20 protein-coding genes and 1 pseudogene are annotated in these 25,601 nt (G+C 52.8%); 4 read left to right on the forward strand and 17 right to left on the reverse strand.

Translation table 11 applies throughout. The features are described 5' to 3' along the window. Positions 1 to 189 precede the first annotated feature (189 nt). The 16 genes and pseudogenes from COMA1_RS12390 to COMA1_RS12465 all read right to left on the reverse strand — a co-directional run bounded on the left by COMA1_RS12390 (position 190) and on the right by COMA1_RS12465 (position 19,384). Positions 190 to 957, reverse strand: a complete 768-nt coding sequence (locus COMA1_RS12390; protein ID WP_090748975.1) for a class I SAM-dependent methyltransferase — start codon at positions 955 to 957, stop codon at positions 190 to 192. Between the two features lie 6 nt (positions 958 to 963). Next, positions 964 to 2,019, reverse strand: a complete 1,056-nt coding sequence (locus tag COMA1_RS12395; RefSeq protein WP_090748977.1) for a glycosyltransferase family 4 protein — start codon at positions 2,017 to 2,019, stop codon at positions 964 to 966. Between the two features lie 24 nt (positions 2,020 to 2,043). After that, the gene (locus tag COMA1_RS12400; RefSeq protein WP_176698020.1) at positions 2,044 to 2,754 is read right to left on the reverse strand and encodes an O-methyltransferase; all 711 of its coding nucleotides are present in this window, start codon (positions 2,752 to 2,754) and stop codon (positions 2,044 to 2,046) included. After that, a complete protein-coding gene (locus COMA1_RS12405) occupies positions 2,751 to 3,998 on the reverse strand; it encodes an ABC transporter ATP-binding protein (RefSeq protein ID WP_090748981.1) in 1,248 nt (415 codons plus the stop codon). Before COMA1_RS12405 ends, COMA1_RS12400 begins: the two co-directional genes overlap by 4 nt. Before the next feature lie 3 nt (positions 3,999 to 4,001). Next, the gene (locus COMA1_RS12410; RefSeq protein WP_090748983.1) at positions 4,002 to 4,871 is read right to left on the reverse strand and encodes an ABC transporter permease; all 870 of its coding nucleotides are present in this window, start codon (positions 4,869 to 4,871) and stop codon (positions 4,002 to 4,004) included. A gap of 17 nt (positions 4,872 to 4,888) precedes the next feature. Next, positions 4,889 to 6,049, reverse strand: coding sequence for a glycosyltransferase family protein (locus tag COMA1_RS12415; RefSeq protein ID WP_090748985.1), 1,161 nt, complete (start codon positions 6,047 to 6,049; stop codon positions 4,889 to 4,891). Between the two features lie 30 nt (positions 6,050 to 6,079). After that, positions 6,080 to 6,844, reverse strand: coding sequence for an ABC transporter permease (locus tag COMA1_RS12420; RefSeq protein WP_176698021.1), 765 nt, complete (start codon positions 6,842 to 6,844; stop codon positions 6,080 to 6,082). 1 nt (position 6,845) lies between these two features. Further along, positions 6,846 to 7,778 carry an ABC transporter ATP-binding protein gene (locus tag COMA1_RS12425; RefSeq protein ID WP_090748989.1) on the reverse strand — a complete coding sequence of 311 codons (933 nt, stop codon included), beginning with the start codon at positions 7,776 to 7,778 and terminating at the stop codon, positions 6,846 to 6,848. A gap of 42 nt (positions 7,779 to 7,820) precedes the next feature. Then, the gene (locus COMA1_RS12430; protein ID WP_176698022.1) at positions 7,821 to 8,711 is read right to left on the reverse strand and encodes a tetratricopeptide repeat protein; all 891 of its coding nucleotides are present in this window, start codon (positions 8,709 to 8,711) and stop codon (positions 7,821 to 7,823) included. Positions 8,712 to 8,722: 11 nt separating this feature from the next. After that, positions 8,723 to 10,666 (reverse strand): O-antigen ligase family protein, encoded by a 1,944-nt coding sequence (locus COMA1_RS12435; protein ID WP_090748993.1) that lies wholly within the window; start codon positions 10,664 to 10,666, stop codon positions 8,723 to 8,725. Positions 10,667 to 11,255: 589 nt separating this feature from the next. Next, a pseudogene (locus tag COMA1_RS22195) lies at positions 11,256 to 11,415 on the reverse strand (type IV pilin protein); the annotation flags it as partial. 340 nt (positions 11,416 to 11,755) lie between these two features. Next, complete coding sequence (locus COMA1_RS12445; RefSeq protein WP_176698023.1) at positions 11,756 to 13,384, reverse strand: tetratricopeptide repeat protein; 1,629 nt, start codon at positions 13,382 to 13,384, stop codon at positions 11,756 to 11,758. A 475-nt stretch (positions 13,385 to 13,859) separates the two neighbouring features. After that, entirely contained in the window at positions 13,860 to 15,212 is a 1,353-nt protein-coding gene (dnaB, locus tag COMA1_RS12450; protein ID WP_090748998.1) for a replicative DNA helicase, read from the reverse strand. Beyond that, positions 15,209 to 16,603 carry an ATP phosphoribosyltransferase regulatory subunit gene (gene hisZ, locus COMA1_RS12455; RefSeq protein ID WP_090749000.1) on the reverse strand — a complete coding sequence of 465 codons (1,395 nt, stop codon included), beginning with the start codon at positions 16,601 to 16,603 and terminating at the stop codon, positions 15,209 to 15,211. The genes dnaB and hisZ overlap by 4 nt, the downstream gene beginning before the upstream one ends. Positions 16,604 to 16,625: 22 nt before the next feature. Beyond that, positions 16,626 to 18,224: a phosphoglycerate dehydrogenase gene (gene serA, locus COMA1_RS12460; protein WP_245631064.1), complete on the reverse strand. Its 1,599-nt coding sequence runs from the start codon at positions 18,222 to 18,224 to the stop codon at positions 16,626 to 16,628. 17 nt (positions 18,225 to 18,241) lie between these two features. Next, the gene (locus tag COMA1_RS12465) at positions 18,242 to 19,384 is read right to left on the reverse strand and encodes a pyridoxal-phosphate-dependent aminotransferase family protein (protein WP_090749002.1); all 1,143 of its coding nucleotides are present in this window, start codon (positions 19,382 to 19,384) and stop codon (positions 18,242 to 18,244) included. 301 nt (positions 19,385 to 19,685) lie between these two features. Between COMA1_RS12465 and COMA1_RS12470 the strand changes: the two genes are divergently transcribed. Then, entirely contained in the window at positions 19,686 to 21,011 is a 1,326-nt protein-coding gene (locus COMA1_RS12470; protein ID WP_141654330.1) for a lytic transglycosylase domain-containing protein, read from the forward strand. A gap of 59 nt (positions 21,012 to 21,070) precedes the next feature. Here COMA1_RS12470 and COMA1_RS12475 read toward each other — a convergent pair whose 3' ends face one another. Then, entirely contained in the window at positions 21,071 to 21,847 is a 777-nt protein-coding gene (locus COMA1_RS12475; protein WP_090749006.1) for a tetratricopeptide repeat protein, read from the reverse strand. A 148-nt stretch (positions 21,848 to 21,995) separates the two neighbouring features. Between COMA1_RS12475 and bioF the strand changes: the two genes are divergently transcribed. The 3 genes from bioF to COMA1_RS12490 all read left to right on the forward strand — a co-directional run bounded on the left by bioF (position 21,996) and on the right by COMA1_RS12490 (position 25,549). Beyond that, positions 21,996 to 23,168 carry an 8-amino-7-oxononanoate synthase gene (gene bioF / locus COMA1_RS12480; protein WP_218055376.1) on the forward strand — a complete coding sequence of 391 codons (1,173 nt, stop codon included), beginning with the start codon at positions 21,996 to 21,998 and terminating at the stop codon, positions 23,166 to 23,168. A gap of 117 nt (positions 23,169 to 23,285) precedes the next feature. Further along, positions 23,286 to 24,344 (forward strand): type IV pilus twitching motility protein PilT, encoded by a 1,059-nt coding sequence (locus COMA1_RS12485; protein WP_090749012.1) that lies wholly within the window; start codon positions 23,286 to 23,288, stop codon positions 24,342 to 24,344. A gap of 26 nt (positions 24,345 to 24,370) precedes the next feature. Continuing rightward, positions 24,371 to 25,549 (forward strand): PilT/PilU family type 4a pilus ATPase, encoded by a 1,179-nt coding sequence (locus tag COMA1_RS12490; RefSeq protein WP_090749014.1) that lies wholly within the window; start codon positions 24,371 to 24,373, stop codon positions 25,547 to 25,549. The last annotated feature ends 52 nt before the right edge of the window (positions 25,550 to 25,601 follow it).

Consider the following 25,601-nt stretch of genomic DNA (forward strand, 5'->3'; position numbering starts at 1 on the left):
TCACGGTGCTCACGTTCTAGGTCGCGAAACTGTTTAGCCTCGGAAAAGCGTCGAATGTATCGACGTAGTGCGAAACGCGCTCTTTCAGGCCATGATCTTACTAACCGAGAAGGGATTGTCAGATGCCCAAACATCAACATACGTAACCGTCTTTCACTCGGTCGCCGAGAAGGGCAAGTCAGTATGCCGTTAGATCGAAGAGGCTCGCTTACGACCAATGAATATATAGGTTCCATAGTGAGCCTCTGGGTTCCGCCCAGCATTTCGTTCGAGTACCTTGTACCGAATGGGCTCACAGCGGGACAGCAGCTCCTGATCAAGAATGTGATGATCGATACGAATGGGATGGCCAATATCATCCCCGGTGCGCTTCACGTCCTCGACATCACTCAAATCTTGTCCGACGACGACATAACCCCCTGGTTTGGTGATACGCACCACTTGCTTGAGGCAGGCAAGGCTGTCTCGGCAGTGATCGAGGACGTTGATCAACACCGTCAGATCGAAGTAGTCATCGGCAAAGGGGCAATCTTCTAATGGATGGTCGTCGATAAAAATGTTCCCAGCCTTCCACATTTCGGCTAACCATTGTCCGTCAAACTTAATATATTTCCTGATGAGGGGATCGCTTCCATACACATGCGTTGCAGGTCGTCTCTGTAGAATCACTCGCATGTTTGTATAAGGCCCGCAACCTAACTCAACGACATTCTCAAAAGCTTTCGGTAACTCCTCATATTGGCCGAATTGCTCGGACCACCAATGGTTCCAATCATCGCCCAGCCCAACTGGGGGACCCTGTTGCGGAACCAACCCAAACACTTTCATTACAAAGTGTTTGAGTCTCCCGACCGGCACAACGTTTTGTGCGGGATGTTGGGCACACCAGTGGGCGCTTTCCCATTCTTGGGCCTGGCGCCATCGATCAATGCTCACCTGTAATGGAAGCCGGGTCATCTTGTGTTACCCCAGTGCATAGGGTTCGAGTTCGCGCCACACAGAAGAACAGAAATGCTCCCATGTGTAGTGCGTTTCAACTAATCGGCGCCCTTCCCGATTCATCTGCTGCAATCGCTCCTCCGGTGCATACTGGAGCTCGAGTAACTTCTTCACGTTGTCTTCGATGTCGGTGGTGTTGAGCGTGGTCACCGTTGACATGTTGTAATAGCCGGATTGCGGGGTACAGGCGACAGGAAACCCCCAAGCCATAGCTTCCAGGATGGTTGTCGGATTCGCATCCGACACCGATGTGTTCACAAAAAAATCGTATTCGTTAGCCAACGACGACACAAATTGCGGCGTCAGGCTGGCGTAGGGAGCCAAGCGCGGTACGTTGAGAATCTCCTCCCCTCCGCCAATCCAGCCGCGGCGGAAGCCGTTGAGTTGCTTCATGGTTGCGCTGAGCACATCACATCCTTTTTCCGGACGATTACCCCCGATGTACAAGTAGCCACGACGACCAGGAGGGTTGAATTGCTTCTTGACGAACGGATACTCCCTGACATCTATGGCCATATCCAAACTCGTTATCTTGTGTTTCCATGGGGCGAAGTGAGATTGATCTAACCGGTCGCGCCAGTATGGACCCATGATTCCAAGTACCTTATCTGCCTTCTTGATCAAGGGAAGGGTGAACTGACTGATGGTTGGCATCGCATGATGCATGGGGAAAATCAGCGCCTGTAGTCGGCAGCGGGGAGAAGCCAGCACCGTTTGCTGGATAATTGTCTGAGGGTCAGAATGTGGGTGTCCTAAGATGATATCGCGTGGTCCACATTGAATCTGACCATACTCATCCCAATCGTACAGTTTCACCCGTGTATACCTACGCAGATAAGTAAAAAGATTTTTTGTGATGGTCCATGGAGCTTGTAAGGGGTTGGGAAGTCCTGGCATCCATCCATGCCGATACCAATGCGGAAGCTGGATTCCAGCTTTTGATAACCATGAATAGGTTTTCAGCATGGTTACACTCGCTCCCACCTGGGGAGGGGGAACGGCATACACAAAATGGATCATCCCTGAGCCTGATTGTTTATCCTCTTAAACCTTGAAAATATACTTCTCTTCCCCTCTGGCGTGAGATGCCTGAGGCGTTGCCTCACTCGTCACCCGTAGCCGCTCGACAACAGCAAACCCTACAGACTGTGGTGCGGTGATCGTCTGCCACACGTGCCATTCAGATGACTGCTCAATTGTAGGGCGGAGCAAGGTCATCTTCTCGTTGTCCCAATCATGCATCAGCACAACAGCGCCTTTTCTGAGAAAAGGTTTAAACATCTCAAATTCACCCAGAGCTTCCTCAGGATTTGCAGACCCGTCAAGAAACACGGCATCAATCTGTCCTATATCGTGCAGCAGCGCAGGATAGACATCCGTTGCCTTACCAAAGTGAAACCGTACACGGTTCAAGAGATGTGGAAGATGGCGGCGGTAATTGTCTTGGGCAATCGCATAGGCCTGAGGATCTACCTCGATCGTGTGCAGCATGCCAAAATTGTTGTCATGAAGCGCTTGGCTAATAAAGTACGTGCTGCCTCCCCCATGCCATGTCCCAACTTCGACAACGGTTTTTGGCTTCACCCGTCGGATAGTTTCATAGAGTAGTTTTCGATCGGCACGCCACAACTGACCAGGAATGGATCGGCATCCTTCGAAATACCATCGCACCGTATGCGGCAAAAATAATCTGATCCATTTCCACCAGTATTGTTCTTGTGGTGACAAGTTTTCATACGAGGCATGCAAGTTCATTGGATCTCTCTCGTGAGCGTCGTCGAATCCCATTTGAGAATCGGTGCGATGGCACCCCTTCTTCCTTGCGTGAGTTTGAACTCCACGCTGCCGGTATCCACAACTTCAAAACTAATGGCGAGTGGCACCTCATCAAGGGCGCGTGTTCCAGGCACGCTTGCACCGAGTCCAATCCAGTATCGACCCGGGCGAAACATGAACGGTTCCAGTCGACATGAAGCACGATAGATGCCTTGTTCCCGAAGAGGTGCGTGCTTTATCGGCCCCCAATCCAGATCGGTTGTGCACAATACACAGATGCCAGATCCAGCCCAAAGCTCGAAACCTACCTGCAGCCCCGTAATCGGACGATGTACAGCGTATTCAATCTCGATTCGGCATCCTTTGGTTAAATCAACATGGGCTGTCGGCTGATCCCGCTCGTCCAATACGCGGACAGCGAGAAACTTAAACTCACTAGTCGACGTGTGCGCGTATGGATCAGAGAAATATGCTTCTCCATCGATCGGCCTGCTGCCGTTGAGATATTCATCCACAACTGCCCGAGGAGTACCAGAAGCCCCCATTCTTCCTTCATCAAGCAGGATAGCTTCGGTGCATAAATTGAGAACCGCGGCGATGTTATGGCTCACAAATAGCACCGTTCTTCCGGCCTTCGATACCTCATCCATTTTCGACAAGCATTTCTGTTGAAAAGCAAAATCCCCCACGGCAAGCACTTCGTCCACGAGCAAGATCTCGCACTGTAAATGGGCTGCGACGGCAAAGGCCAGCCGCATGTACATGCCGCTCGAATATCGCTTAACCGGTGTATCGATAAACTTTTCTACTTCGGCAAATGCCACGATGGCATCAAAGTGACGGGTAATTTCCGCCTGCTTCATGCCCAACACCGCACCGTTCAAACGGATATTCTCTCGCCCGGTTAATTCTGGATGAAAGCCCGTGCCTACTTCGAGCAGCGATCCGACCCGCCCATGGATCTTGGCATCGCCCGTTGTCGGCTTGGTGATCCGGGAGAGAATCTTGAGCAACGTACTTTTCCCCGATCCATTTCTACCGATGATGCCCAATACCGCGCCTTGATTGAGTTTAAATGACACGTCTCGCAACGCCCAAATGCTCTGCTCATGGGTCCCAGGACCTGAATTGGTTGTCCTCTTGAACCCATTCCATTTAGGCAATCGACTTCCGATTGCATATTGTTTGCTCAATCCATGAGCACTGATTGCTACCTCATCCATTGGTCACACGACATCCGCAAAGATTTCTTCAACACGGCGAAAATAGTACAGGCCAGATACGAACACTGCGACTGTCACTGCCACCGACGTTAACCACATATCCGTCGATAGCCCGCCTGTCCCGAGTAATGACCACCGGAAACCCTCTACCACAGTTGCCATTGGATTCAGGCCGTACCATGTCCTCCATGACTCAGGAACGAGGCTGCTTGGATAGGCAATAGGTGTTGCAAAGAACCAGAGCTGCGTCAGAAACGGCAGCGCATGCCCGACATCCCGATATTGGATATTCAACGCTGAAAACCAGAACCCCACTCCAAGCGACATCATGACCGCCAGGAGAACGAAGGAGGGCAAGAGCAACGCTAACAAGGTCGGTACCATCTGAAAGTAGGCCATCACGCATGCAAGAATTGCCGCTGCAATCATGAAATCCATAAGGCCGACTCCAAGGGCGGCCAGTGGGATGACCAACCGTGGGAAATACACTTTGGTGAGCAGATTCTGATTCGAGACCAAGCTTTGGCTTGTACTGCTGAGCGTCTGCGCAAATAATTGCCACGGCAGAATTGCACAGAGGCTGAATACGGGATAGGGAAGACCATCGGAGGGAACCTGTGCAAGCCAGCCAAATACGACAGTAAAAATCAACATGAGGCTGAGCGGCTTCAGCACGGCCCATGTCAAACCAAGAGCGGTTTGCTTATAGCGAACTTTGATGTCGCGCCACGTCAAGAAATAGAGGAGTTCCCTGTACGCCAAAAGTTCGTTGAGCTCCAGCGATGTCCATGTGCTGGATGGTCGGATATGCACTGTGTTTTGAAGGGGCCCTTCCCACGTCACGCTATGATCTCTCGGTAGCGTTGCCGACATCGGACGTCCTTGAGACATTAGGCCAGCTTCCCCCGTAACTGGAGTTGCTCGAATAATCGATCGAACCGATGTTGCCACGTGTGTTCGGCTAGTGCGCGCCTCTGTCCCGCCTCGCTAACTTTCTCCCCCGCTCTTGGATTACGAACGTAGAACCCTACCTTCTCCACAAGATCGCCCGGTCCTGTCCAGGTCACGATTTCTTCACCAAGCTTGTAGTAGTGGCAATGGTCTGGGGCTTCCTGGACCAAATAGAATCCCCCAGCCATTGGTACCTCAAAATCTCGTAGTCGGCACTGTAAATTCTTGGATGCTTGGATACCTGTTCCACTATGCCAGCCCGTGTCTGAAAAGCCTAGATTTACCTGACTTTCTGCGAAGATACCGGGGAGTGCATTCTCCTCACAGGGGCCTCGTACGTCAGCTCCCTCCAAGGGCTCAAAGGAATATTGCCGTGCATACTTGCGCCGAAGCGGCCCGAGAAGACTCTTGATCCCCTCTGCTTTCCAGCGTGGAAGAGCGTAGTAGCGAAGATCGTGGTACACCTTGTAGGTATCCCATGAAAATGTGTAGGGACTTGGTGCGGCTGATGTCCAGCCACGTCCATAGATAGCCGGGGTGATTCCGTGACTGACACAGTTGGCCAATAATGCTCGGCGGTACGGGTTGAAACTCCCAACAAATGACACGGTATGTTGGTAGGCTGTGGTCTGCTTACGATCACGGAAGTAATAACGTGGATTGGCCGCCATTGGCATCCAGTGAATCTGTTGGGCGTAGGGTTTCAGGTGGTCTGCATTCGTCATTTGCGCCACGGCTAAGACATCGAAGTAAGGGGCGGTGCGGATGACACGATACCACTGAAAGGCCATATCGACGTGGTAGTTCACCATGGGGACTGTGAGCTGCTGTAATTGCTGTGCCGTGTCGACGAGGAGAAAATCGTCATAGACCACACAAAATATAAGATCGAGACGTCCTGTCGCGCGAAGAGTGCGGGCGATCGAGAGCAGCTCCTGGTTTAACCCCTCCCGCTTATGGCGCCAAGAGGCAGAGCCTAGCTGTCCCATACCACCCGGGTAATGGAAAATCTGAAGGGTGTCACAATAGTGCCGGCGCAATGGATCGATGAGATTGATCTCCATCCAGCGATCTGGGGGAAGGACGGCCAAGACGTGCATAGAGAATGGATGTGCGGGGAGCCGCTATCGCTAAAAGTCTCGCCGTTGAAAGATCAGGCACGCTCCGACGAGGAGCAGGCCTGTGTAGAGCAGTCCGTAGGTTGTTGCGATCATTTGGAAACCAAGATCAACCGAGATCCCCGCAGCAGACTGCCCCTTGATATTCAGTGTCTCAAGGTTTGGGAAGGCATAATATAAAGTAGCTGTGAGCGACTTGATCACGCCGGAAGCATGTTTTTCTGCGATCATCTTCAGGTCGCTTGTGAGATGGCCGATCACATAAATGCCGAGGGTGAGTGTCGCGCTCAGGATCGATGAACTAAATGTGGAAAACAACAATGCGAAGGCCATCACCAACAAGGCTTCGACCAATATCAACTCGACAGCCTGAAACAGCGACGCATGGATAGGATGGCCGCTCAACCTCACGGTTGCCAAGAACATGGCAAACATGATGCCGATATTCACAAGGATGACCAATGCCAATCCGAGGTACTTTCCAAGCACGAACTGCGCTCTCGTGATGGGTCGTGCAAGAAGGGTATAGATGGTTCGTCGCTCAATTTCCTTGGAGACTAGGCCGATCCCGACGAAAATGGCGATGATAACGGCCACGACATTAATGGCCGCCAATCCAAGGTCGTTGACGAGACGGGCCTGTTCTCCAATGGTCAATGTACCCAATAGAACAGAGGACCCGATGAGAAGCACGGCAAACAGCACAAGATTGTAGAGAATCTTATCGCGTAGTGTTTCTCGAAATGTATTCACAGCCACTGCAAACAGACACTGCATGTCACCCCTCGCCGTGACTCTTCTGGACAAAGAGTTCCTCAAGAGAACCCTTGTGAGGAATGATCGAGACCAGTTTCGCACCGGCCCGACGAAGTGCCTCAAGGATTTCATCAAGGCATTCGTGCCCTGGGAGTACCATCAGACAACGTGTTCCACTTTGTAAGATCCGAAGGGCGAGTCTCTGGACCGGCTCGATCTGTTTCCCGATCACTCCGTCGCAGACGACTTCGATGGACTGAGCTAGATGCGCGTCAATCAAGTCCTCTACTTTTCCGAGTGCCAGCATCTTGCCCTTCGCCAGTATTCCCACACGGTCACAGACCATCTCGACGTCGGACAAGATATGGGTGCTGAAGAAGACCGTCTTCCCTTGTTCGCGAAGGGTCAGGATAAGGTCTCGTACTTCTTTCCTCCCCATGGGATCGAGCCCAGACATTGGCTCGTCAAGCACGACCAACTCAGGATCTTGGATCAAGGCCTGCGCCAAGCCGATGCGTTGAAGCATCCCTTTAGAGAACTTCCGTAATTGGCGATGTTGAGCCTCTTGAAGTCCAACCTGCTCCAGCAAGATAGGGATGCGACTTTGAATCGCATCATGAGACATTCCCGCAAGTTTTCCATAAAACTCAAGAAACTCTTCTGCTGTGAGATAGTCATAAAAATAGGGCGCCTCCGGCAGGTATCCGAGCTTGCTATGGGTTGCCACATCGCCCGCTGGTGCTCCTAACACGTCAACCCTTCCGCTGGTCGGCCTTAAGAGTCCGAGCAGAATCTTCATGGTGGTCGTCTTACCGGCTCCATTGTGACCCAGGAATCCAAAGATCTCTCCTTTCGTGACGGATAACGACACATCAGACAGGACAGTTGAGGAGCGATGCCAGGGCCACAGTGGTGCGTAGACTTTTGTTACATGTTCAATAGTGATGGCATCCATGTTGCCCCGTACCTTCTGTCTACTCTGAGAGAGTGCTTCGTACTACTGTCCCCTTTTCCGAAACGTCATTCGCATTCGTTCCTTGACCTCACTGCTTTTTACCTCGCCGGAAAGAGCACTGTATTGATACTGGCCGCCGAACGGCTCTTGTGGCAATTCCCGCAACAGCCCTTCTTGGACTAACTGTTCCAGCCGAGCCGGTCGTTGTGAATGCTGTGCTTGGAACCGTCCGATCGCTTCTTCAAGCAGTGCAAGATCACGCTCGACGATGGCTTCCCGTAAGCGTTGCTCTAGTAGCCTTTTGACATTCTCATCAGGGGTTTCCTCGTAGACTTTCGCGAGTAATTCAACGGCCTGTTGAGGTGACTTCGCAGAGACCAGCAGCTTGGCCGCTAACCGTGCGATAATCTCAGGCGCACCAGGAATCCGTGCGGCCATGGTCATGGCTTCAGCCGCTCTCTGGTTGTCGCCGAATTCGAAGAAGTGGTTGATCCCCAATAGGAACGGCAATCGCCATTCCTGGGGGTTATGGCGAATGCCCTTCTCGAGCAATTGGTTACTTTCCTGCGGCATCACCACAATCGAACAGAGCGCGTGTGCACCTGCCTCGTAGGCTCGTACAAATGTGGGGTCCAATGTGGTCACGACATCCAGTGCTCGATAGATCCATTGACCAGTCTCTGTGGAGACGCGTCTGTCACCCATCGCTTGAATGACTTGCAGCCAGAGGACATCCGCGACGACCTCTCGATAGCCTAGTGCTGCTACTTTGAGTATATTGCCGTCGGGGAGATACGACAGGCGTTGAAGTTTCGGGACTTCTGCGCGTGTGGTGTCCAGAGAGAGTTGGGTTGCCACAATCCCAGCGCACAAACCCATCCCGACTAATGTGAATGGGATCCATTGTTTCGTTGGATGTGTGATAGGAGCCATTTGCAATGCGGCTAGGGTTTCGACTGTCGTACCCCTAAGAATTGTTGTTCCAGGGATGTCAATGTCCATCCCTGATACTTCCATTGGATTGCTTTAATCGACGCCAGATACATGTTCGCGACGTCGGTTTGTCCGTTCTCTTGTGTCAGATCCGCCAGCACCATTCTCGCAGGTAGAAAATTCGGTTCGTAGATGATCGCTTGTTCAAGCAGTCGTTGAGCTGATGTGCGATCTCCCCTTCCACGATGCAGCTTGCTCAACTCAAAATATCCGAAGGGTGAAAAAGGGTCCACATTTATCGATTTTTCGAAAGCTTCCGCCGCCTGTGCGTTGAATGAATTCTGATATGCAGCGAAGGCTGGTTGTTCAGCCAGCAGGCGGTAAATCGTGCCTAGTCGATAGGGTGCTCGGCCATCGAGTGGGTTGAGAGCCATGGCCACTGCCATTTCACTAGCAGCCTGATCAAGCCATTCAGGAGTGCCGGTCTCATTGAACTGCTGGATGTACAACCGTGCGAGCTCGTCACGGACTGATGTAGAACCAGGATCAGCGATTGATGCATATCGATACCATTTGATCGCCGACAGATTGTCATGGTCGGCTCTGGCGCTGCTGCCGCGATTGGAGAGGAGCCACGTTGCAGCTGGTCGAACAGCCAGAAATACCATGGCTCCCAAGGCCACAAGGATCAAGATGATTCTAGCCACATGATATGGGGGTGAAAAAGTCCACGATGTAGTCTGTGTGCCACGCATATATCTTTCAAAGGCAACCGCGAGACCTCCTTCAAGAATCAGAAGAAGCACTAGGGCCGGCTCATGGAACACGGAATCCACGCCGGCATGGACGATCGTAGCCAAGACCCCGGCGCAGAGGCCAATCAGTATTCCTCGTGATTGTTGGGGAAGGTCCGTCTTCCACGCCCGTTTGATTGCGACTGCCCATATCACGGTACTTAGTAGAAAGAGCGTCAACCCCGGTACTCCCAATTCCACGGCCAGCTGTAGATATTCGTTGTGTGCCGTCTCGGCACGTTTGCCATAACGGATAATATTGTCCTCTATGGGAAAACGATATTGAAAGGAAGCGTATTTGTACATTCCCAACCCAATTCCACTCGGATGGTCATACAAGCGTTTTGTCGCATCTTCCCAAATCTCTACTCTGGTGTAGGCGTACGGATCTTGCTTTCCTACGTCCATCATTCGCTGTTTTAGGGGATTGGGGAACAAGATCGTACCAAGGGCAAGTAGGAAAAGAAGAATCAGCGTAGACTTTCCATATCGGAAGTATCCGACGGCTGTGATGGCAATAAGAAATGCTGCTGCTCCACCCCTCGATTGAGCCAGTATCACCGCGGTGCCGGATACCGTTGCGGTCAGAATTAGGAACAGCTTGCCTATCGTTCCGTATTCTATGCGGAACAACAGGAGACTAATCGCCAGCACGGCACACACCGACTCATATGTCGAAAAAAAGTTAGGGTTAAAAAACGTTCCCTTGGCCCTCGGTTCTCCAGCATACAGGTATTGGGTAATCCCAAGTCCGCCTTCAAATAGCCCCATGAGTAGGATGAGGATGAGAAATCCTTGTAATCGTTTCTCGTTGTCTACTCCAAGCAGGATGATCAACAAGAAGCCGGCGTACAGCAGGAGGCTCAGGAACCATTGAAGGCTGACACTTGTATAGGGAGACCATAGGAGGGAAAGGCCAGACCACGCTAAAAAAGCAGCAATGGGCCACCACAGAACTGTTTGGGGGATGCTCAATGTGGATCGACAAAGTCCAGCCACGAGCCAGCTCCCCAAGGCGACCAAGAGAATGAGCCGTATGACGAGAACAGGGATCTGTGTGGTTCCGCCATCGATCAGTGGGGAGAACACTGTCAAGCTTCCTATGACCAGATAGGGGCCGGTCAAGAAAGCAGGGATTCTCTCAGTGACGAACTTATTCATGCCACGAGTCCGGGATCATGAAGAAACCCATTGCACGGAATCTCATCAACGTGTGTGAAGGGCCGATGGCAACCTGTTTCGCACAACGAGCAGGAAGTTCGGGTTTCTGAAGTGCGGATGGTAGCAGCCGTTTAGGTCCCATGACCCTTACAAATAGGAAAGGGGATCGGTTTTACCGATCCCCTTTCTCGGGAACACCTGCCTAACTTTGATTAGGCGCCGACATCGTTACGGGTATTGGTCAAGCTGCGTTGATCGTTAATAAACCAGTCATCGCAGGTGGCATCAGAGTCGACGTTCCCCTGCGCACCAGCCGTGAATCCTGCTGGTGTCGTTCCTACCGTCGCACTTGCGGCCACTGCATTACCTCCAGTCGTCGGCGCTGTCGTACAACTGGTTGGTGCTGTCACGCTCGAAGGAAGGGTAAACGCTGTAGCCGAGGATGCTGAAGCAGCACCGACCGCACCGGTGGCATAGAAGTAGGTATAGCGGGGCTGTCCACTCGGCGACCAACCGATTGGATCGAGCGTGGGGCCAGGCACATACGTCGGAGTTGCCTGTTCAGCCGCAAAGGCGGTGGCGGAGGTGAAGATCGCGCCGAGATTGATCTTGGCCTCCGACTGCCTCGATTTCGCCTGGTAGGCGACGAAGTTGGGAATGGCGATAGCCGCCAGAATTCCGATGATCGCCACGACGATCATCAACTCAATGAGGGTAAAACCCTCTTGTTTACGAAGCGACGTCAACATTGTACTGCCTCCTTGTTGATGGTTCACTGAGGGCTCGGTTCATAACCTGCGGCGCCTGTGTTGCCGCCTACCGGTTCTCATAGCAGGTTCAATGCCCGCCCAGTGACAAGGCTGAGGGTACCACTGATCCCTGATGTTGCAATAAGTTATGAAAAAGCCGTCAGGAGAGCGAATCTCGCGGGACGGTTTTATGACCGCAATGTGTTCTGAATCGCCAAGAATTGGCACTTATAGGGTTCAAAAATAGGCTGAAACGGGCTACAGGGAATAAGCCGATCAGCTATCTGGGAAGGCACAACAGATCAGGGATTGCTAGAGAGGGAAGAATGTAAGGGATAGCTTATTGATTCTGTGTCTTCTCCGCAACACGGCGCTTGGCCTGCTGGATTCGCTCTTCATAGGCAGGGTTGGTCATGCCGTGTTCTCGGAACCGTTGGAGCAGTTTGTCGTTGGAAGGGTCGAGTTCAAGTGAGTGAAGCCAGGCCTCACGCGCATCAGTCGACTTCTCCTGCTTCATGTAAATATCCCCTAAATGCTCATAGATCACGGGATCATCACCTACGAGGGTGACGGCTTTCTTGATCTCGATGAGGGCCTCTGCGAGCATGCCGGACTTGTAGAAAGCCCATCCGAGGCTATCCACATAGTATCCATTCTCCGGTTTCAGTGCAACCGCCCGTTTCGTCAAGGACAAAGCCTGTTCGATCTTGATCCCGCGGTCCGCATAGCTGTACCCGAGATAATTCAGTGCATCGGCATGATGGGGATCAAGGGAGAGTGTCGTCTCCATGGCATGTTCCACGTCTTCGAATCGATTCAGCTTGTCGTATGCCGTGCCAAGATTAAAATGAAGGTCGGCGTTTTTAGGGTTATGCCGAATCCCTTCTTCAAATGCTTGCGTGGCCTTTTCAAACTGATCACTCTGCACATGCGCTAATCCCAGGACAATGTACGGCTCTGGTTGCTTAGGCACCAGACGCACGGCTTCATCGAGATGCGTCACGGCTTCCGGGAACTGTTTAAGCCGATAGAGAAGCACGCCCAGGTGTATGTGGCTATCCGAGAACCTTGGGTCTAAATAAATATTGTACCGATAGACTTCTATTGCTTTGTTGAAATCCTTCGATTCTTCATACAAATATCCCAGATAGTCTCTTACCTTCAGCTCTGCCGGTTTCGCGTTCAATATGTCCGTCAATCGACTAATCGCCTTGGAGAACTCTTTTTTCTCCCCATAGATCAACGCCATCCGTAATTGGGCATCGAGATCTCCGGGATTGTCCTGCAATATCGTTTCAAGTTCCGCGAGGCCTCCAGCATAGTCTTTGGTCGCGATGTATAACTGGACCAAATGTTGGCGAATGTCTCGATTGCGTGGATTGACCTGCTCGAGATACCGCTTCAGAACGGCGATGGCTTTATCCTTCTCGTGGCGTGATTCAAAGACTGACGCTTGCGCAAGATAGGCGGGTTCAAAAGCGGGATTTACCGTGATAGCGCGGTCAAAGTTCGCCACTGCTTGCTCGGTGTTTCCTGCCTCTATTGAGATCCGCCCAAGATAATAGTGACCGATCGGCGAATCGGAGCTGTACTGTAGGCCTTTTTTCACGGCTTGCTCCGCCTCGGCGATTCGCTTTTGGTTTAACAGGATCAAGCCTTTGGGGAAATAGGACTCTCCCCTCTCCGGTGCACTATCGATCGCCTTGTCCAATAGTTCAAGCGCACGCTCCGGTTTTCCAGCACTGGCGAGGATACCGGCCATCTGCGTGAGTACCTGTGGTTCTTGTCCTGTTCCCTTTCCAACCTCTTCGGCATACTGAACGGCCTGTGGGAAATCTCCCAACGCAAAATAGAGGGCTGCCAAGCGCGATTGGACTTCTCGTGACTTCGGGTCGATCTTTAAGGCGGTGTGATACTCCTTGAGAGCAGTGTCTATGTCCTGGGAGAGCTCTGCCTGATGTCCCATCATGAAATGATAGGTTGCATCAGACTCAGGCGCAGTCGGTGAGGGCGGCTGCGTTGCAATGGCTGGCTGAGCGGTCTTTGGGGGTTGAGGGGCTGCTGCACAGGCAACAAGGACGCATGGGATGAGCCAACTCATTCCGAATGGAATAAACCCGGTTCTTCTAGGCGATCTGCTGCCAAACGTCATGTTTAGGTCCTGCCTATTGTGTTCAGTGGGTTGGATTGGCATGGGGTACAGGGAGATTATACCGAGTGCCGGAAGGATGCGCAAACCGCTCGATGTCTCATGAGGAGGTTGAACATCGTGATTCTGGCCTTGCGTTCAAGCGAGTGGAGCCCATCTTGTAAGGTGCCCTTCGAGTCCAACATATGAGCGAACGAGGGAAGGACAAGAATGCCACCACAGCAGGCAGTCTCAATCTCCTGACTGTTCAGTGGCAAGTTTGACTGAGGTTGCAACAGGGTTTTTCAACGGCCTGTTAGGCTTCACGAAGGTCGAGGCTTTCAAATTTGGCGTAGCGGTCCTGAAAAAACAGCTCTTTTTTCCCAATGGGTCCGTTTCGATGTTTGCTGATAATGATGTCAGCAATCCCCTTTCGTTCCGAGTTCTGATCGTAGACGTCTTCACGGTAAATGAACATGACCACATCGGCATCCTGCTCGATCGCTCCACTTTCCCGAAGATCGGCCAACATGGGAATTGGTGGCTTGCGCGCCTCCACGGCCCGACTTAACTGAGACAGTGCGATTACCGGAACATTGAGTTCTTTGGCTAAGGCTTTCAAGGAACGAGAGATATCTGAGATCTCCTGTTGGCGAGATTCTGAATCGCTTCGGCCTTGCATCAATTGCAGGTAGTCGACGATGAGCAAATCCAGCCCCTTTTCAGCTTTGAGACGACGGGCTTTCCCGCGCATCTGCTGGACGGTGATTCCTCCGGTGTCGTCGATATAGATCGAGGCCTGTTCCAACCGACCAGCTGCCTCTGCCAATCTCCACCAGTCCTCTTTCTGCAGTTTGCCCGTGCGGAGCGCATGTGAATCGACCCGTGCTTCAGAGCTGAGCATGCGCAGGACGATTTGAGGTTTGGACATTTCGAGACTAAAGATACCAACGACCGTGTTGGCATGAATGGCAGCATGTGTCGCAAACCCCAACGCCAGACTTGTTTTTCCCATGCTCGGCCGCCCTGCCACAACGATTAAGTCCGACGCTTGAAGCCCAGCAGTAATGTCATCGAGGTCATAATAACCAGTCGGCACACCTGTCACATGTTCCTTTCGTTTCGACAGCTTATCGATGACATCCAGACTTTCTTTAATAACCTGACTGATTGGGCTAAATGATCGCTCCAGTTTCCCCTGGGCAATGCTGAACACCGACCGCTCCGCAAAATCGAGCAAGTCATCGATAGAGGCAGTCCCCTCATATCCTCTCGTCAGTACCTCTGTCGAGGTACTAATCAGCTGACGGGCGACGGCCTTGTCCCGAACGATTTTGCAGTGATAGCGAATGTTGGCCGAGCTGGGGACAATCTGAACCAATTCCGCGAGGTATGCCGCCCCTCCAACTGCCTCGAGTTCCTTCCGGGCCTTGAGCCGCTCAGTCAACGTGATGTGATCGATGACTTCGCCCGTATCAGCGAGTTCAAGCATCGCTTGAAAGACTTTCTTGTGGGCAGTGCGGTAGAAGTCGTCCTCGACCAGCAGCTCCATCGCCTTCGGCATCGAGGCGTTATCGAGCAAGATCGCACCGAGCACCGATTGCTCTGCTTCCAAGTTTTGTGGCGGGAGCTTGGGTTGGGAGAGATCAACTGAACTGCCAGCCATCATGGTGCCCCTGCAGGGCTGGCATACAGCGTGCGGACAAGGTTCTGCTTCAGCACCGTTCGCCTCTGAACCTTGGTCGTACTGGTCGTGTTTCCGACTCGTTGTGATATCCCCTGTTGCAACAGCAAGACATGATCCTTGTGAGATCTATCCGTGCCAATTACGACTGTCGTGGAGGCGTCTGCCTCACGACCAACTTCCGCAGCCATCCGGATCAAGTCTTGGCCAGAGGCCGCAACGAATCGTTGCAATACTCGTAAGCCCGCCCGGCGAAGTTCCTGGGTGAGGGAAACCAGATCGGAGGACAGGTTCGTAGGGCCTATCACAAGGATCTTGGAGTCAAGAGGCTGTATGGATCCAGAAAGCTTGAGACTTCGGAAGAGGCGATCGACATTGAGTCCGAATCCTGTGGATGGGAGATCACGGCCAAACCGCCCGATGAGATGGTTGTATCGCCCTCCCCCACCTAATTCCACCTCGATCCCGTCCGAGAATACGTCAAAGACCACTCCATCATAGTAATCAAACCCTCGAAACTCACCCAAATCAAGCAGCAGGAAATCTTTGAACCCTGAGGCGCAGAGTATTCCATAGACGCTGGCCAATCGATCTAAGGCCTGTAGCAGAGGTTTCTCACCTTTGGCGAGGGTACGTCCTTTGACTAAGACGTCGGCTGTTCCACAGAGCTCAAGCGCATCCAGGATCCGACGCGCAGAACGCTTGCTCACGCGCTCTTGGAAGATGATTTCTTCAAGCAGAGGCAAATCCTTCCTGGCGGCGGCCTCTTCTGCCCGTTTTCTTCCCTCGACGGAAAGTCCAGTGCACACCAGGAGGCCTTTGAAAAACCCGACATGCCCCAGTGATACCTTGAACGACTCTAGCCCCACCTGACGAAGTGATTCAATCATCAGGGTGATCATTTCGCAGTCGGCGGACGGATCATCCGCCCCAATCAGTTCAGCGCCAACTTGAAAGAGCTCCCGGTCTCGGCCGACATGCTCCGGTTCATAGCGAAACACTGTGGCGCGATATGACAATCGTAAAGGGAGACGAGCGCCGACCATACCCATGGCGACAGTTCGCGCAATTTGCGCAGTGACGTCAGGCCGTAAGAGCAGGATGCGACCGGTTGTCCTGTCGATGATTTTATAGGAATTTTCCGCTAACCTTGGATCCAGTCCTGGCGCCAGTACGTCGAGATATTCAAAGGTCGGGAGGATGATTTCGTCGTAGCCAGCTCCGTAGAATCCCTGGAGCAGCTCGGATTCGAGATGACGAACGTGACGGGCCGCCTCCGGGAGAATGGTCGCCATTCCGATAGGAACGAGCGAGCGTTCGCGTACGAGGGGTACCTTCTCCGAAGAGACAGCGCGCACCGGAGGGGCAGTAGCCATAATAGCCTAGTGACTACAATACCTATGACAGGTTCGCGACTTTAACGGAGAGAATATTTGAGCTCGCACGAATCTCGTTTAGTGCCTCAGCCGGAAACTCCGCATCGGACCCGATGATCAGAAGGGCATCGCCTCCACGTTTTTCCAACGCGCATTGCATTCGAAGAATATTAATCGCCCGATCACCGAGGACTTTCCCCACCATTCCAATAACACCAGGACGGTCCACATTATGAATGAGCAGCATGTGCCCTTCAGGGACGACTTCAACTTTGAATTGGTCGATCTCGGTAATTCTGGCTTCTTTTTTATGATACAGGGTGCCTGCAACTTGGTGTGATGTTTTCCCTGCATCGACACGAACTCGAATCAGGCTCGTGAAATCTCCGGCATCGGTACTCTTAATTTCTTTGACCTCAATGCCCCGCTCCTTCGCCACAATGGGCGCGTTCACATAATTAACGGGATGTTCCATGATGGAGTTAAGGAGGCCTTTCAGAACAGCAATGGTCAACGGCGCTATTGAAAGACTGGCAACCTCACCACTGTACTCCACCGTCACTCGTTCGAGGCCAGCCTGTACCAACTGAGTCTGAAGGGAGCCAAGCTTTTCGGCCAGGGTGAGGAAGGGTTGGAGTCGAGGCAGCAGTTCAGGGGCGACGGAAGGGATATTGACGGCCCCCTTTGCCACGCCCTTGGTGAAGTAGTCAACGATCTGTTCGGCGATTCCGATGGCGACGTTTTCTTGCGCCTCCGTGGTCTGGGCACCGATATGCGGAGTGCAAATAAAATTATCCAATGTCAGGAGTGCATTGTCTGGCTTCACGGGTTCTTCTTCGAACACATCGAAGGCGGCAGCCGCCACTCGTTTTGTTTTCAAGGCCTCGCACAAATCCTGTTCGTTGATAATTCCACCACGAGCGCAGTTGACGATGAGTACTCCAGGCTTCATCTTCTCGATGGCTTGGGCATTGATGATACCTTTGGTTTCCGGAGTCAGCGGTGTGTGAACGGAAATGATGTCGGCTCGGCGGAACAGTTCATCAAGATCCAACATGGTCACACCCATCCGCTCGGCTCGCTCAGAAGTCAGGTAGGGGTCAAATGCGACGACGCTCATCCCGATTCCCTGAGCCATCTTGGTCAGGTGACTACCGATTTGTCCGGCACCGATGATGCCGAGCACTTTGTTGTAGAGCTCGACACCCATGAATTTATCTTTTTCCCACTTTCCGGACTTGACTGAGGCGGTGGCTTGGGGAATGCGGCGGCTCATGGCGCAGATCATGGACATCGTATGCTCGGCAGTCGTCACGGTATTGCCGCCAGGGGTATTCATCACGACGATGCCACGACGGGTCGCTGCAGGTGTGTCGACATTGTCGAGGCCGGATCCAGCTCGTCCCACCACCTTGAGCTTTTCAGCTGCAGCAAGCAGTTCTTCGGTCACCTTTGTGCCGGATCGTACGATTAATCCATCGGCATCCTTGATTTCTTTGAACAGTTCATCCTTCGGCATTTTGGACTTCACCACCACGGTGAACCCCGCTTTTTCCAAAGCTTCGACCCCTTGCTTAGATAAACTATCGCTGATCAGAATTTTCATTCCTGCTGCGGCCATGTCTCTCCTCACTCTGGTTACTTTGCCATCAAGATCTCTTGCGCTTTTCCGACACCACTGCCTAGTTTCACGGAATGGCCAAGTCCCTTCAACACCATCTCAGTTGCAGCGAGGGCGGCGATCACATCGAATGTATCGGCATAGCCCATATGCGAGAGGCGGAAGATTTTCCCCTTAAGGTGATCTTGCCCACCTGCTGCGGTCATGCCGTACTTCACACGAAGATTCTTGTAGATGGCCTGGCCATCAATGCCATCTGGCGCACACACGGCTGTGAGGGCATCGCTCGGAGACTCCTTGGGAAACAGGGCCATGCCGGCGGCTTTCACACCTTCCCGCATCGCCTGAGCTAATCGTCCCTGTCGTGCAAACATCTGTTCCAACCCTTCTGCCCGCATGATCTTGAGGGCTTCCTGAAGCCCAATGATGAGTGAGACGGTTGGGGTAAACAACGTTTGATTCTTGGCCTGATTTTCCCGTTCCTTCTTGAAGTTAAAGTAAAAGGCGGCATTCGTTGCTTTATCGGCCAAGGCCCAGGCCTTGGAGCTCACGCTCACGAAAGCCATGCCTGGAGGTAGCATCAAGGCTTTCTGAGAACCGGTGATGACGACGTCCAGTCCCCAGGCGTCGGTCTTTATATCAAACACGCCAAGCGCCGTTATCGCGTCGACCACCAAAATGGTGCTCTCGTATCCTTTGACGATTTCACCCAGCGCCTTGACGTCATGCGATACGCCGGTAGACGTCTCACTTGCTTGCACATAGACAGCCTTGATTGAAGGATCTTTTTTCAGGGCGTCGGCGACTTGTTGAGGATCAATTGCACGGCCCCACTCGACCTTGAGTTCAGTCGACTGGATGCCGAATGTTTTACACAGCTTGCCCCAGCGCTCACCGAATTTTCCGGCGTTCACATACAAGGCTTTATCACCGGGCGATAAAAAGTTGGACACAGAGCCTTCCATCCCACCGGTGCCGGATGCAGCAAGCATCAGGACGTCATTTTGTGTCTGAAACAGCCATTTTAGCCCCTCGCGCACCTCGGCAAAGATCGGGTCGAATTCTGGGGCGCGGTGATGGATCATGGGACGAGCCATTGCCAACAACACCTCCGGTGGAACGGGTGTCGGGCCAGGAGCCAATAGATAGCGCTTCAGCATTGATCAATACCTCCTCAACAAAATAACAATGTAAATTCGGTAAGATAGCTCTCTGGAGAGGCCGTACGCTACCATTTGCCTTGGGAGCCTGTCAAGGAATCGAGCGACAGAATTGCGTGCGTGATTCAGTCTTTTTCGAGGTCTTGCTAATGTCCGTCTCTGAGGCCATCTGTGACCGGGAGAGGAATCGGACAGGAGTCAATGTGGCTTGCAGGGTGACCCTGATCAACGCGGATACTACGGATTAGGATGTCCGGTCGATTTCTTGACAAGTTTGCAGGGGATCGATAGGCTCTCTCGTATGTTGTTTCTTGTGATGATGTGTGTGAAGCGATGGCGTTGGACTGCCGGAATTGCGGCCACCTGTGTGGTGGGCTCCGTTCTGCTCGCGCTTCCCTGTCAGGGTTTGGCGCAAGATGCAGCTGCGACAAACCAGTCGTCCCCCTCCCCTGCCGGACAGGACACGGCACTGGAAGGGATCGATGCAGCGCAAGAAAACGGTGAAGATCTGGATCCCAATCTGGTTCCCCTAGAACCCGAGCTGACCGCATCGCCTCCAGATCTTTCCACCAGTGACAATTCTGTTGAGACGCCTTTGGTTGAGACGGCAGCAAGCGCGGGGTCGTCCGGACCGCAGGAGACGCTCTATAATATTCCAGTGGTGATCGACCAATCGGTGCAGAGTCACATCCGGTTTTTCAACACCTCAATTCGGGACCGATTCGAACAGTGGATGGTGCGGCTCAATCGCTACCGTCCGCTGGTCGAGAACATCTTTGCAGAATTCAATCTTCCGAGTGATCTCGTGCATTTGTCCTTGGTTGAAAGTGGGTTCAATCCGTACGCCTATTCAAGGGCCAAAGCGACGGGTCCATGGCAGTTTATGAAAGGGACCGGAAAACTGTATGGATTACGCATCGATCATTATGTGGATGAACGCCGAGATCCTATTAAGTCGACCGTAGCGGCAGCGCGGTATCTCAGGGACTTATATGATATTTTCGGAACCTGGCCGCTAGCAATGGCAGCCTATAATGCCGGAGAAGGAAAGGTGTTACGTGCACTTCACAAGGCCCAAGCTGAATCGTTTTCTGAGATCTCCCGGACCAAGTTGATTCGGTTGGAAACGAAGCAATATGTCCCTCGCATTATGGCGGCCACGATCATTGCTCGGAATCCTGACCAATATGGGTTTGCTCAAAACCCGGTTCCTCCTCATGAGTTTGAGGAAGTCGTCGTGACTCGCCCACTGCACTTTCGGGCCATTTCCAATATCACGGGCATTTCATACAACGATCTTCGACTCCTGAACCCGGAACTTCGTCGGGATGCAACGCCTCCGGACGAGGCGGCGTACCACCTGAAGGTTCCCGTTGGGATGAGCTCAAAAGTACTGGAATTGCTTGAACGAGTTCCTACCCACAAATTCCCTCCCGTAGCCATGATGGCAGATCGAGAGATCTCACGTCCCAAGGTCAGTGCGTCACATTTATATCGCGTTCGAATAGGCGACACACTTCAAAAAATCTCGCGAAAGTTCGGAGTTCCCATCAAGACCATCAAGGCCCGCAATAATATTTCCGGCCCCGGTATTCGAGCTGGTGCACTACTGAATCTTGCCCGATAACAGCGGGCGGACCTCTGGAAAGATCCTTACACCCACTTTGCTCTGTTCAGATGGATGGCCTAGGGTTTGGTAGGCTTGGAGGGGGTTGGTGCGGCTGGCGCAGCAGCGGCCGGAGAGGGCTCAGGGTTTTTCTTGGCCTCAATAACCTTTACTCGTACGGCGGCTTCGCTCGTAAGCGGGGAGTTTGGGTAGGTCTTCATGAGTTCTTGATAATGCTTTAAGGCCTCGTCTGGCTTTGAACGGTTTTCTTCAAGCCGAGCGACTTCAAACAGCGCATAGTCCCGGTTCATCGCTCCAGGCATGTCGATGATCGAAGAGTACGCTTTGGCTGCCTGGTCGAGATCTTTTTTCAGAAGATAGGCATAGCCTAACTTTTGATAGACCAGCCCCAGGAGCGAGGTGTTGGAGGCATAGGTGGATGTAAATCGTTGGTAGGCATCGATTGCCGAGTCCACGTTGTTTGATTGAAGATACGCATTTCCTAGGCTGAATTGTACAAGCGGGGCGGTCGGGGTACGTGGATACTCATCAAGTACTCGCTTATACAATGCAATCGCCTCATTGAGATTGGTGGCCGTTTTTTGTGGGTCATTGGACGTCCGTGTAAACAGGCGAAGCGTCGCTTCTCGCTCCAGTTCTTGCGCCTTACTGGCGTTTTGTTCCTCGTACCAGAACAATCCCCACAGGCCCATTCCCATCAGGAGTAGCAGCACAAAGCCGACAATCAAGGACCATCGATAGCTCTTGAGCCCGATCAGCCAGTGCTCAAGTCCACTCACGAGTTGTTCTTCACCAACCGGTAAGGTGCGAGGCGGAACTTTTATTCGGTACGTCATCGAGCCCCATTACTCCTTTGCGAATCAAGACAGGCTTTCTGTCATAGAACCGTTGTCTTATACTGAACGGTAGCGCACCTTGTCAATGGAATCGGAACGTGGCGGGATGGGCACGCCTCTCTGGCAACCGACATGTCGGGGGATTAACTTGTCGACTGATCAATTTCGAGCCGCACTCCAACAGCTTACCGATCAATCATTGAGGCGCTCGTTGTCCGCGTTGGATTCCGCCACTGGACCGGTCGTGAACTATGCCGGACGCCCGGTCATCTTGCTTTCGTCCAACGATTATCTTGGTCTTGCTACCCATCCGCAGGTGATTCAGGCTGCCATCGAAGCGACGGCACGGTATGGAACGGGATCCGGCGCATCGAGGCTGGTGAGTGGTACGCTTCCTCCTCATACCTCCCTTGAGACTGCACTAGCGAAGTTTAAAGGGACAGATGCGTCGCTGGTATTCGGGGCTGGCTATCTCGCCAACGTAGGCGTGATACCAAATCTTATCGGCCGAGGCGGCCTTATCATTGCCGACCGCTTATGCCATGCGAGTCTGATTGATGGTTGTCGATTGAGTCAGGCTGATTTTCGTGTATTTCGGCATGGTGATTGTGCGCATCTTGAAGTACTCCTGCGACGGCGGGCCGGTCATCGTCGTACTCTCATCATCACGGAAGGCCTATTCAGTATGGATGGTGATGTAGCGCCGCTGACCGATCTGGTCGGCCTCGCTGAACGCTACGAGGCGATGTTGTATGTGGATGATGCTCACGGAACCGGCATCATGGGAGCCAATGGTCGTGGCACGATCGAACAGTTCGGTCTGGAGGGGCGAATCCCCTTTCACATGGGAACACTCAGTAAAGCGCTGGGCAGTTATGGGGCGTATGTCGTTGGATCAAACGACTTTGTCCAGTATTTATTGAACCTGGCCCGGTCCTTCATTTTTACCACGGCTCTTCCCCCTGCTATGGCGGCAGCGGCCTCGGCTGCCATTACCATAGTTGAGCGGGAGCCGGAGCGACGAGCTCAGCTTTGGGCGAATCGCCAATACCTGTTCGATGGGCTCCAGAACCAAGGTTTTTGTCTAACGCCAACCGTCAGCCCCATTCTCCCGGTTCTCATCGGTGATGCAGCCAAAGCTTCCGCGTTTGCTGACCGTCTTCTTGCCCACGGGGTGTACGCTTCTGCCATTCGGCCACCCACCGTGCCCGACGGTACAAGCCGGATCCGGTTCACCGTAACTGCTGTGCACACCACGGGCCAGCTTGAGCAAGCCCTCCAGGCCATGACGCGTGCCGGCCGTGAAGTAGGCCTCCTCTAACTCGCTCCACGCTGATCGGCGCCTTCCGGCTATTTTCTTGATTTCAGGCAGTGATGTGACATCATGCAGAGGATGTTCCCATCCTCGCTATAACCCATTTACCAGGGGTCACACGGAATGGATATTTCCAAGCTGCTGACGTTCTCGGTCAAGGAAGGCGCATCCGATTGTCACATCAGTGCGGGCGAGCCCCCGATGATCCGTATTCACGGTGACCTCAAGAAACTCGACCACCCACCGCTGACGCCTGATGAAACACACGCGTTGATCTACGACATGATGAACGACGCTCAACGGAAGTCCTTCGAGGAAAAACGTGAATGTGACTTTTCCTTTGAGCTTGGAGACATCGCGAGGTTCCGCGTCAACGTCTTTGTCCATCAGCGTGGGCTCGGCGCGGTCTTCCGAAATATCCCAACGACGATTCTTCCGTTGGAGAAGCTTGGTATGCCGCCGATTCTGAGGCAACTGTGTGATAAGGAGAAAGGCCTGATTTTGGTGACCGGACCGACGGGATCGGGTAAGTCGACGACGTTGGCCGCGATGGTGGACTATCTGAACAACACGTTTGAGGGCCATATCATTACCATCGAAGATCCGATCGAGTTTGTTCACAAATCGAAGAAGTGTCTGGTCAATCAGCGCGAACTGAGTGTGCACACTCTCTCTTTCGCCAATGCGTTGAAGTCGGCGCTGCGTGAAGATCCGGACATCGTGCTCGTGGGCGAAATGCGGGATTTGGACACCATTCAATTGGCGTTGACCGCGGCGGAAACCGGACACTTAGTCTTTGGCACTCTCCACACGTCGAGCGCGCCAAAGACGATCGACCGTATCATTGACGCGTTCCCACCAGCACAGCAGGCACAGATCAGGACACAGCTTTCTGAAGCGTTGGAAGCGGTGCTCACTCAGACTCTCCTGAAGAAGAAAGCAGGAGGACGGGTCGCCGCGTTAGAAATCATGGTGGCGACGACGGCTGTACGGAACCTGATTCGTGAAGCGAAGTTGCATCAAATCCCAGGGATCATGCAAGCGAGTCAAAAAGACGGGATGCAAACGATGGACATGGCATTGGTTGATCTCGCGACACGTGGAGTCGTGCATAAGGCAGAGGCGCAGTCGCGCAGCATGAATCCGAATCTGTTCGGGGCGTCGGTGGCTGGAGCTGCATAAGGTCACAGTACTGGTGGAGTATGAGTATGGATGTTCGAAGCCTCTTAAAAGTCATGGTGGACCGCGAAGCCTCAGACTTGTATTTGACGATCGACGCCCCACCGATTTATCGGGTTCATGGAGCCACTGAGCAGACGGAGGCGCCGCCCTTTACGAATGAACAGCTTGAAGCGCTGGCGTTGGCGCTCATGCGTGGGCAACAGCGGAGCGAATTCGAAGAAAAAATGGAGATGAATCTGGCGTTGTATTACAAGGAACTTGGCCGGTTCCGCGTCAACATCTTCAGGCAGAGGGGCAATGTCGGGCTGGTATTTCGACATATCAAGGCGGAAATCCAGACGGTCGACCAGCTTCAACTTCCTCCGATCATCAAAGATGTCGCGATGACCAAACGCGGCTTGGTGCTGGTCGTTGGTGCGACCGGCTCCGGAAAATCGACGACGCTGGCGGCGATGATCGATCACCGCAATGCCATTTACCCGGGCCATATCATCACGGTTGAGGATCCAATCGAGTTCGTCCATCAGCATAAGAAATCCCTTATCACCCAGCGTGAAGTCGGGTTTGATACCTTATCGTTTCAGAACGCGCTGAAAAATACCCTCCGTCAAGCTCCGGATGTGATCCTGATCGGCGAGGTGCGAGATACGGAGACGATGGAAGCCGCGATCACCTTTGCCGAGACCGGCCACCTCTGTATTGCCACACTGCACTCCAACAACGCCAATCAGGCGATCGAACGGATTATGAACTTTTTCCCGGTCGAACGTCACGCCCAGATCTATTTACAACTCTCCTTGAACTTACGGGCGGTGATTTCGCAACGGCTGATCCCGTCGTTGGATGGGAAGCGTGTGCCGGCGTTAGAAATTATGATGGACACACCACGCGTCAAGGACTTGATCAAGAAGGCCGAGATCGATACCTTGAAAGAGGCCATGGAACAAGGAACGGATGAAGGGTGTCAGACCTTCGACTATGTCTTGTTTCAGCTGTATAAAGCGAACAAGATTTCCTTGGAGCAGGCCCTTATCAATGCCGATAGTGCGAATAACCTTCGCTTGAAGATCAAGCTTGAAGGACTCAAGGGCGATGATGCCGTGAACGCGTTGCTCGATAAGCAGCCAGGAACAGGCCCAGGCGCAGATGCCTTCAAGATTCAGGGAGGTCCCTCCGGAAACGTCACGCCCTTCCGAAAACGATAAGAATCCTGCCACCCGTTCACGGATGCTGACGGATAATCCAGGATGCCACCTC

Origin of the sequence: Candidatus Nitrospira nitrosa (assembly GCF_001458735.1) — a bacterium.
Taxonomy (GTDB): Bacteria; Nitrospirota; Nitrospiria; order Nitrospirales; family Nitrospiraceae; genus Nitrospira_D; species Nitrospira_D nitrosa.

Coding starts and splice junctions, on each gene's coding strand:
- COMA1_RS12390 (WP_090748975.1), bottom strand. CDS start 957: ATGACCCGGCTTCCATTACAGGTGAGCATTGATCGATGGCGCCAGGCC.
- COMA1_RS12395 (WP_090748977.1), bottom strand. CDS start 2,019: ATGATCCATTTTGTGTATGCCGTTCCCCCTCCCCAGGTGGGAGCGAGT.
- COMA1_RS12400 (WP_176698020.1), bottom strand. CDS start 2,754: ATGAACTTGCATGCCTCGTATGAAAACTTGTCACCACAAGAACAATAC.
- COMA1_RS12405 (WP_090748981.1), bottom strand. CDS start 3,998: ATGGATGAGGTAGCAATCAGTGCTCATGGATTGAGCAAACAATATGCA.
- COMA1_RS12410 (WP_090748983.1), bottom strand. CDS start 4,871: ATGTCGGCAACGCTACCGAGAGATCATAGCGTGACGTGGGAAGGGCCC.
- COMA1_RS12415 (WP_090748985.1), bottom strand. CDS start 6,049: ATGCACGTCTTGGCCGTCCTTCCCCCAGATCGCTGGATGGAGATCAAT.
- COMA1_RS12420 (WP_176698021.1), bottom strand. CDS start 6,844: ATGCAGTGTCTGTTTGCAGTGGCTGTGAATACATTTCGAGAAACACTA.
- COMA1_RS12425 (WP_090748989.1), bottom strand. CDS start 7,778: ATGGATGCCATCACTATTGAACATGTAACAAAAGTCTACGCACCACTG.
- COMA1_RS12430 (WP_176698022.1), bottom strand. CDS start 8,711: ATGGCTCCTATCACACATCCAACGAAACAATGGATCCCATTCACATTA.
- COMA1_RS12435 (WP_090748993.1), bottom strand. CDS start 10,666: ATGAATAAGTTCGTCACTGAGAGAATCCCTGCTTTCTTGACCGGCCCC.
- COMA1_RS12445 (WP_176698023.1), bottom strand. CDS start 13,384: ATGATGGGACATCAGGCAGAGCTCTCCCAGGACATAGACACTGCTCTC.
- dnaB (WP_090748998.1), bottom strand. CDS start 15,212: ATGATGGCTGGCAGTTCAGTTGATCTCTCCCAACCCAAGCTCCCGCCA.
- hisZ (WP_090749000.1), bottom strand. CDS start 16,603: ATGGCTACTGCCCCTCCGGTGCGCGCTGTCTCTTCGGAGAAGGTACCC.
- serA (WP_245631064.1), bottom strand. CDS start 18,224: ATGGCCGCAGCAGGAATGAAAATTCTGATCAGCGATAGTTTATCTAAG.
- COMA1_RS12465 (WP_090749002.1), bottom strand. CDS start 19,384: ATGCTGAAGCGCTATCTATTGGCTCCTGGCCCGACACCCGTTCCACCG.
- COMA1_RS12470 (WP_141654330.1), top strand. CDS start 19,686: ATGTTGTTTCTTGTGATGATGTGTGTGAAGCGATGGCGTTGGACTGCC.
- COMA1_RS12475 (WP_090749006.1), bottom strand. CDS start 21,847: ATGACGTACCGAATAAAAGTTCCGCCTCGCACCTTACCGGTTGGTGAA.
- COMA1_RS12485 (WP_090749012.1), top strand. CDS start 23,286: ATGGATATTTCCAAGCTGCTGACGTTCTCGGTCAAGGAAGGCGCATCC.
- COMA1_RS12490 (WP_090749014.1), top strand. CDS start 24,371: ATGGATGTTCGAAGCCTCTTAAAAGTCATGGTGGACCGCGAAGCCTCA.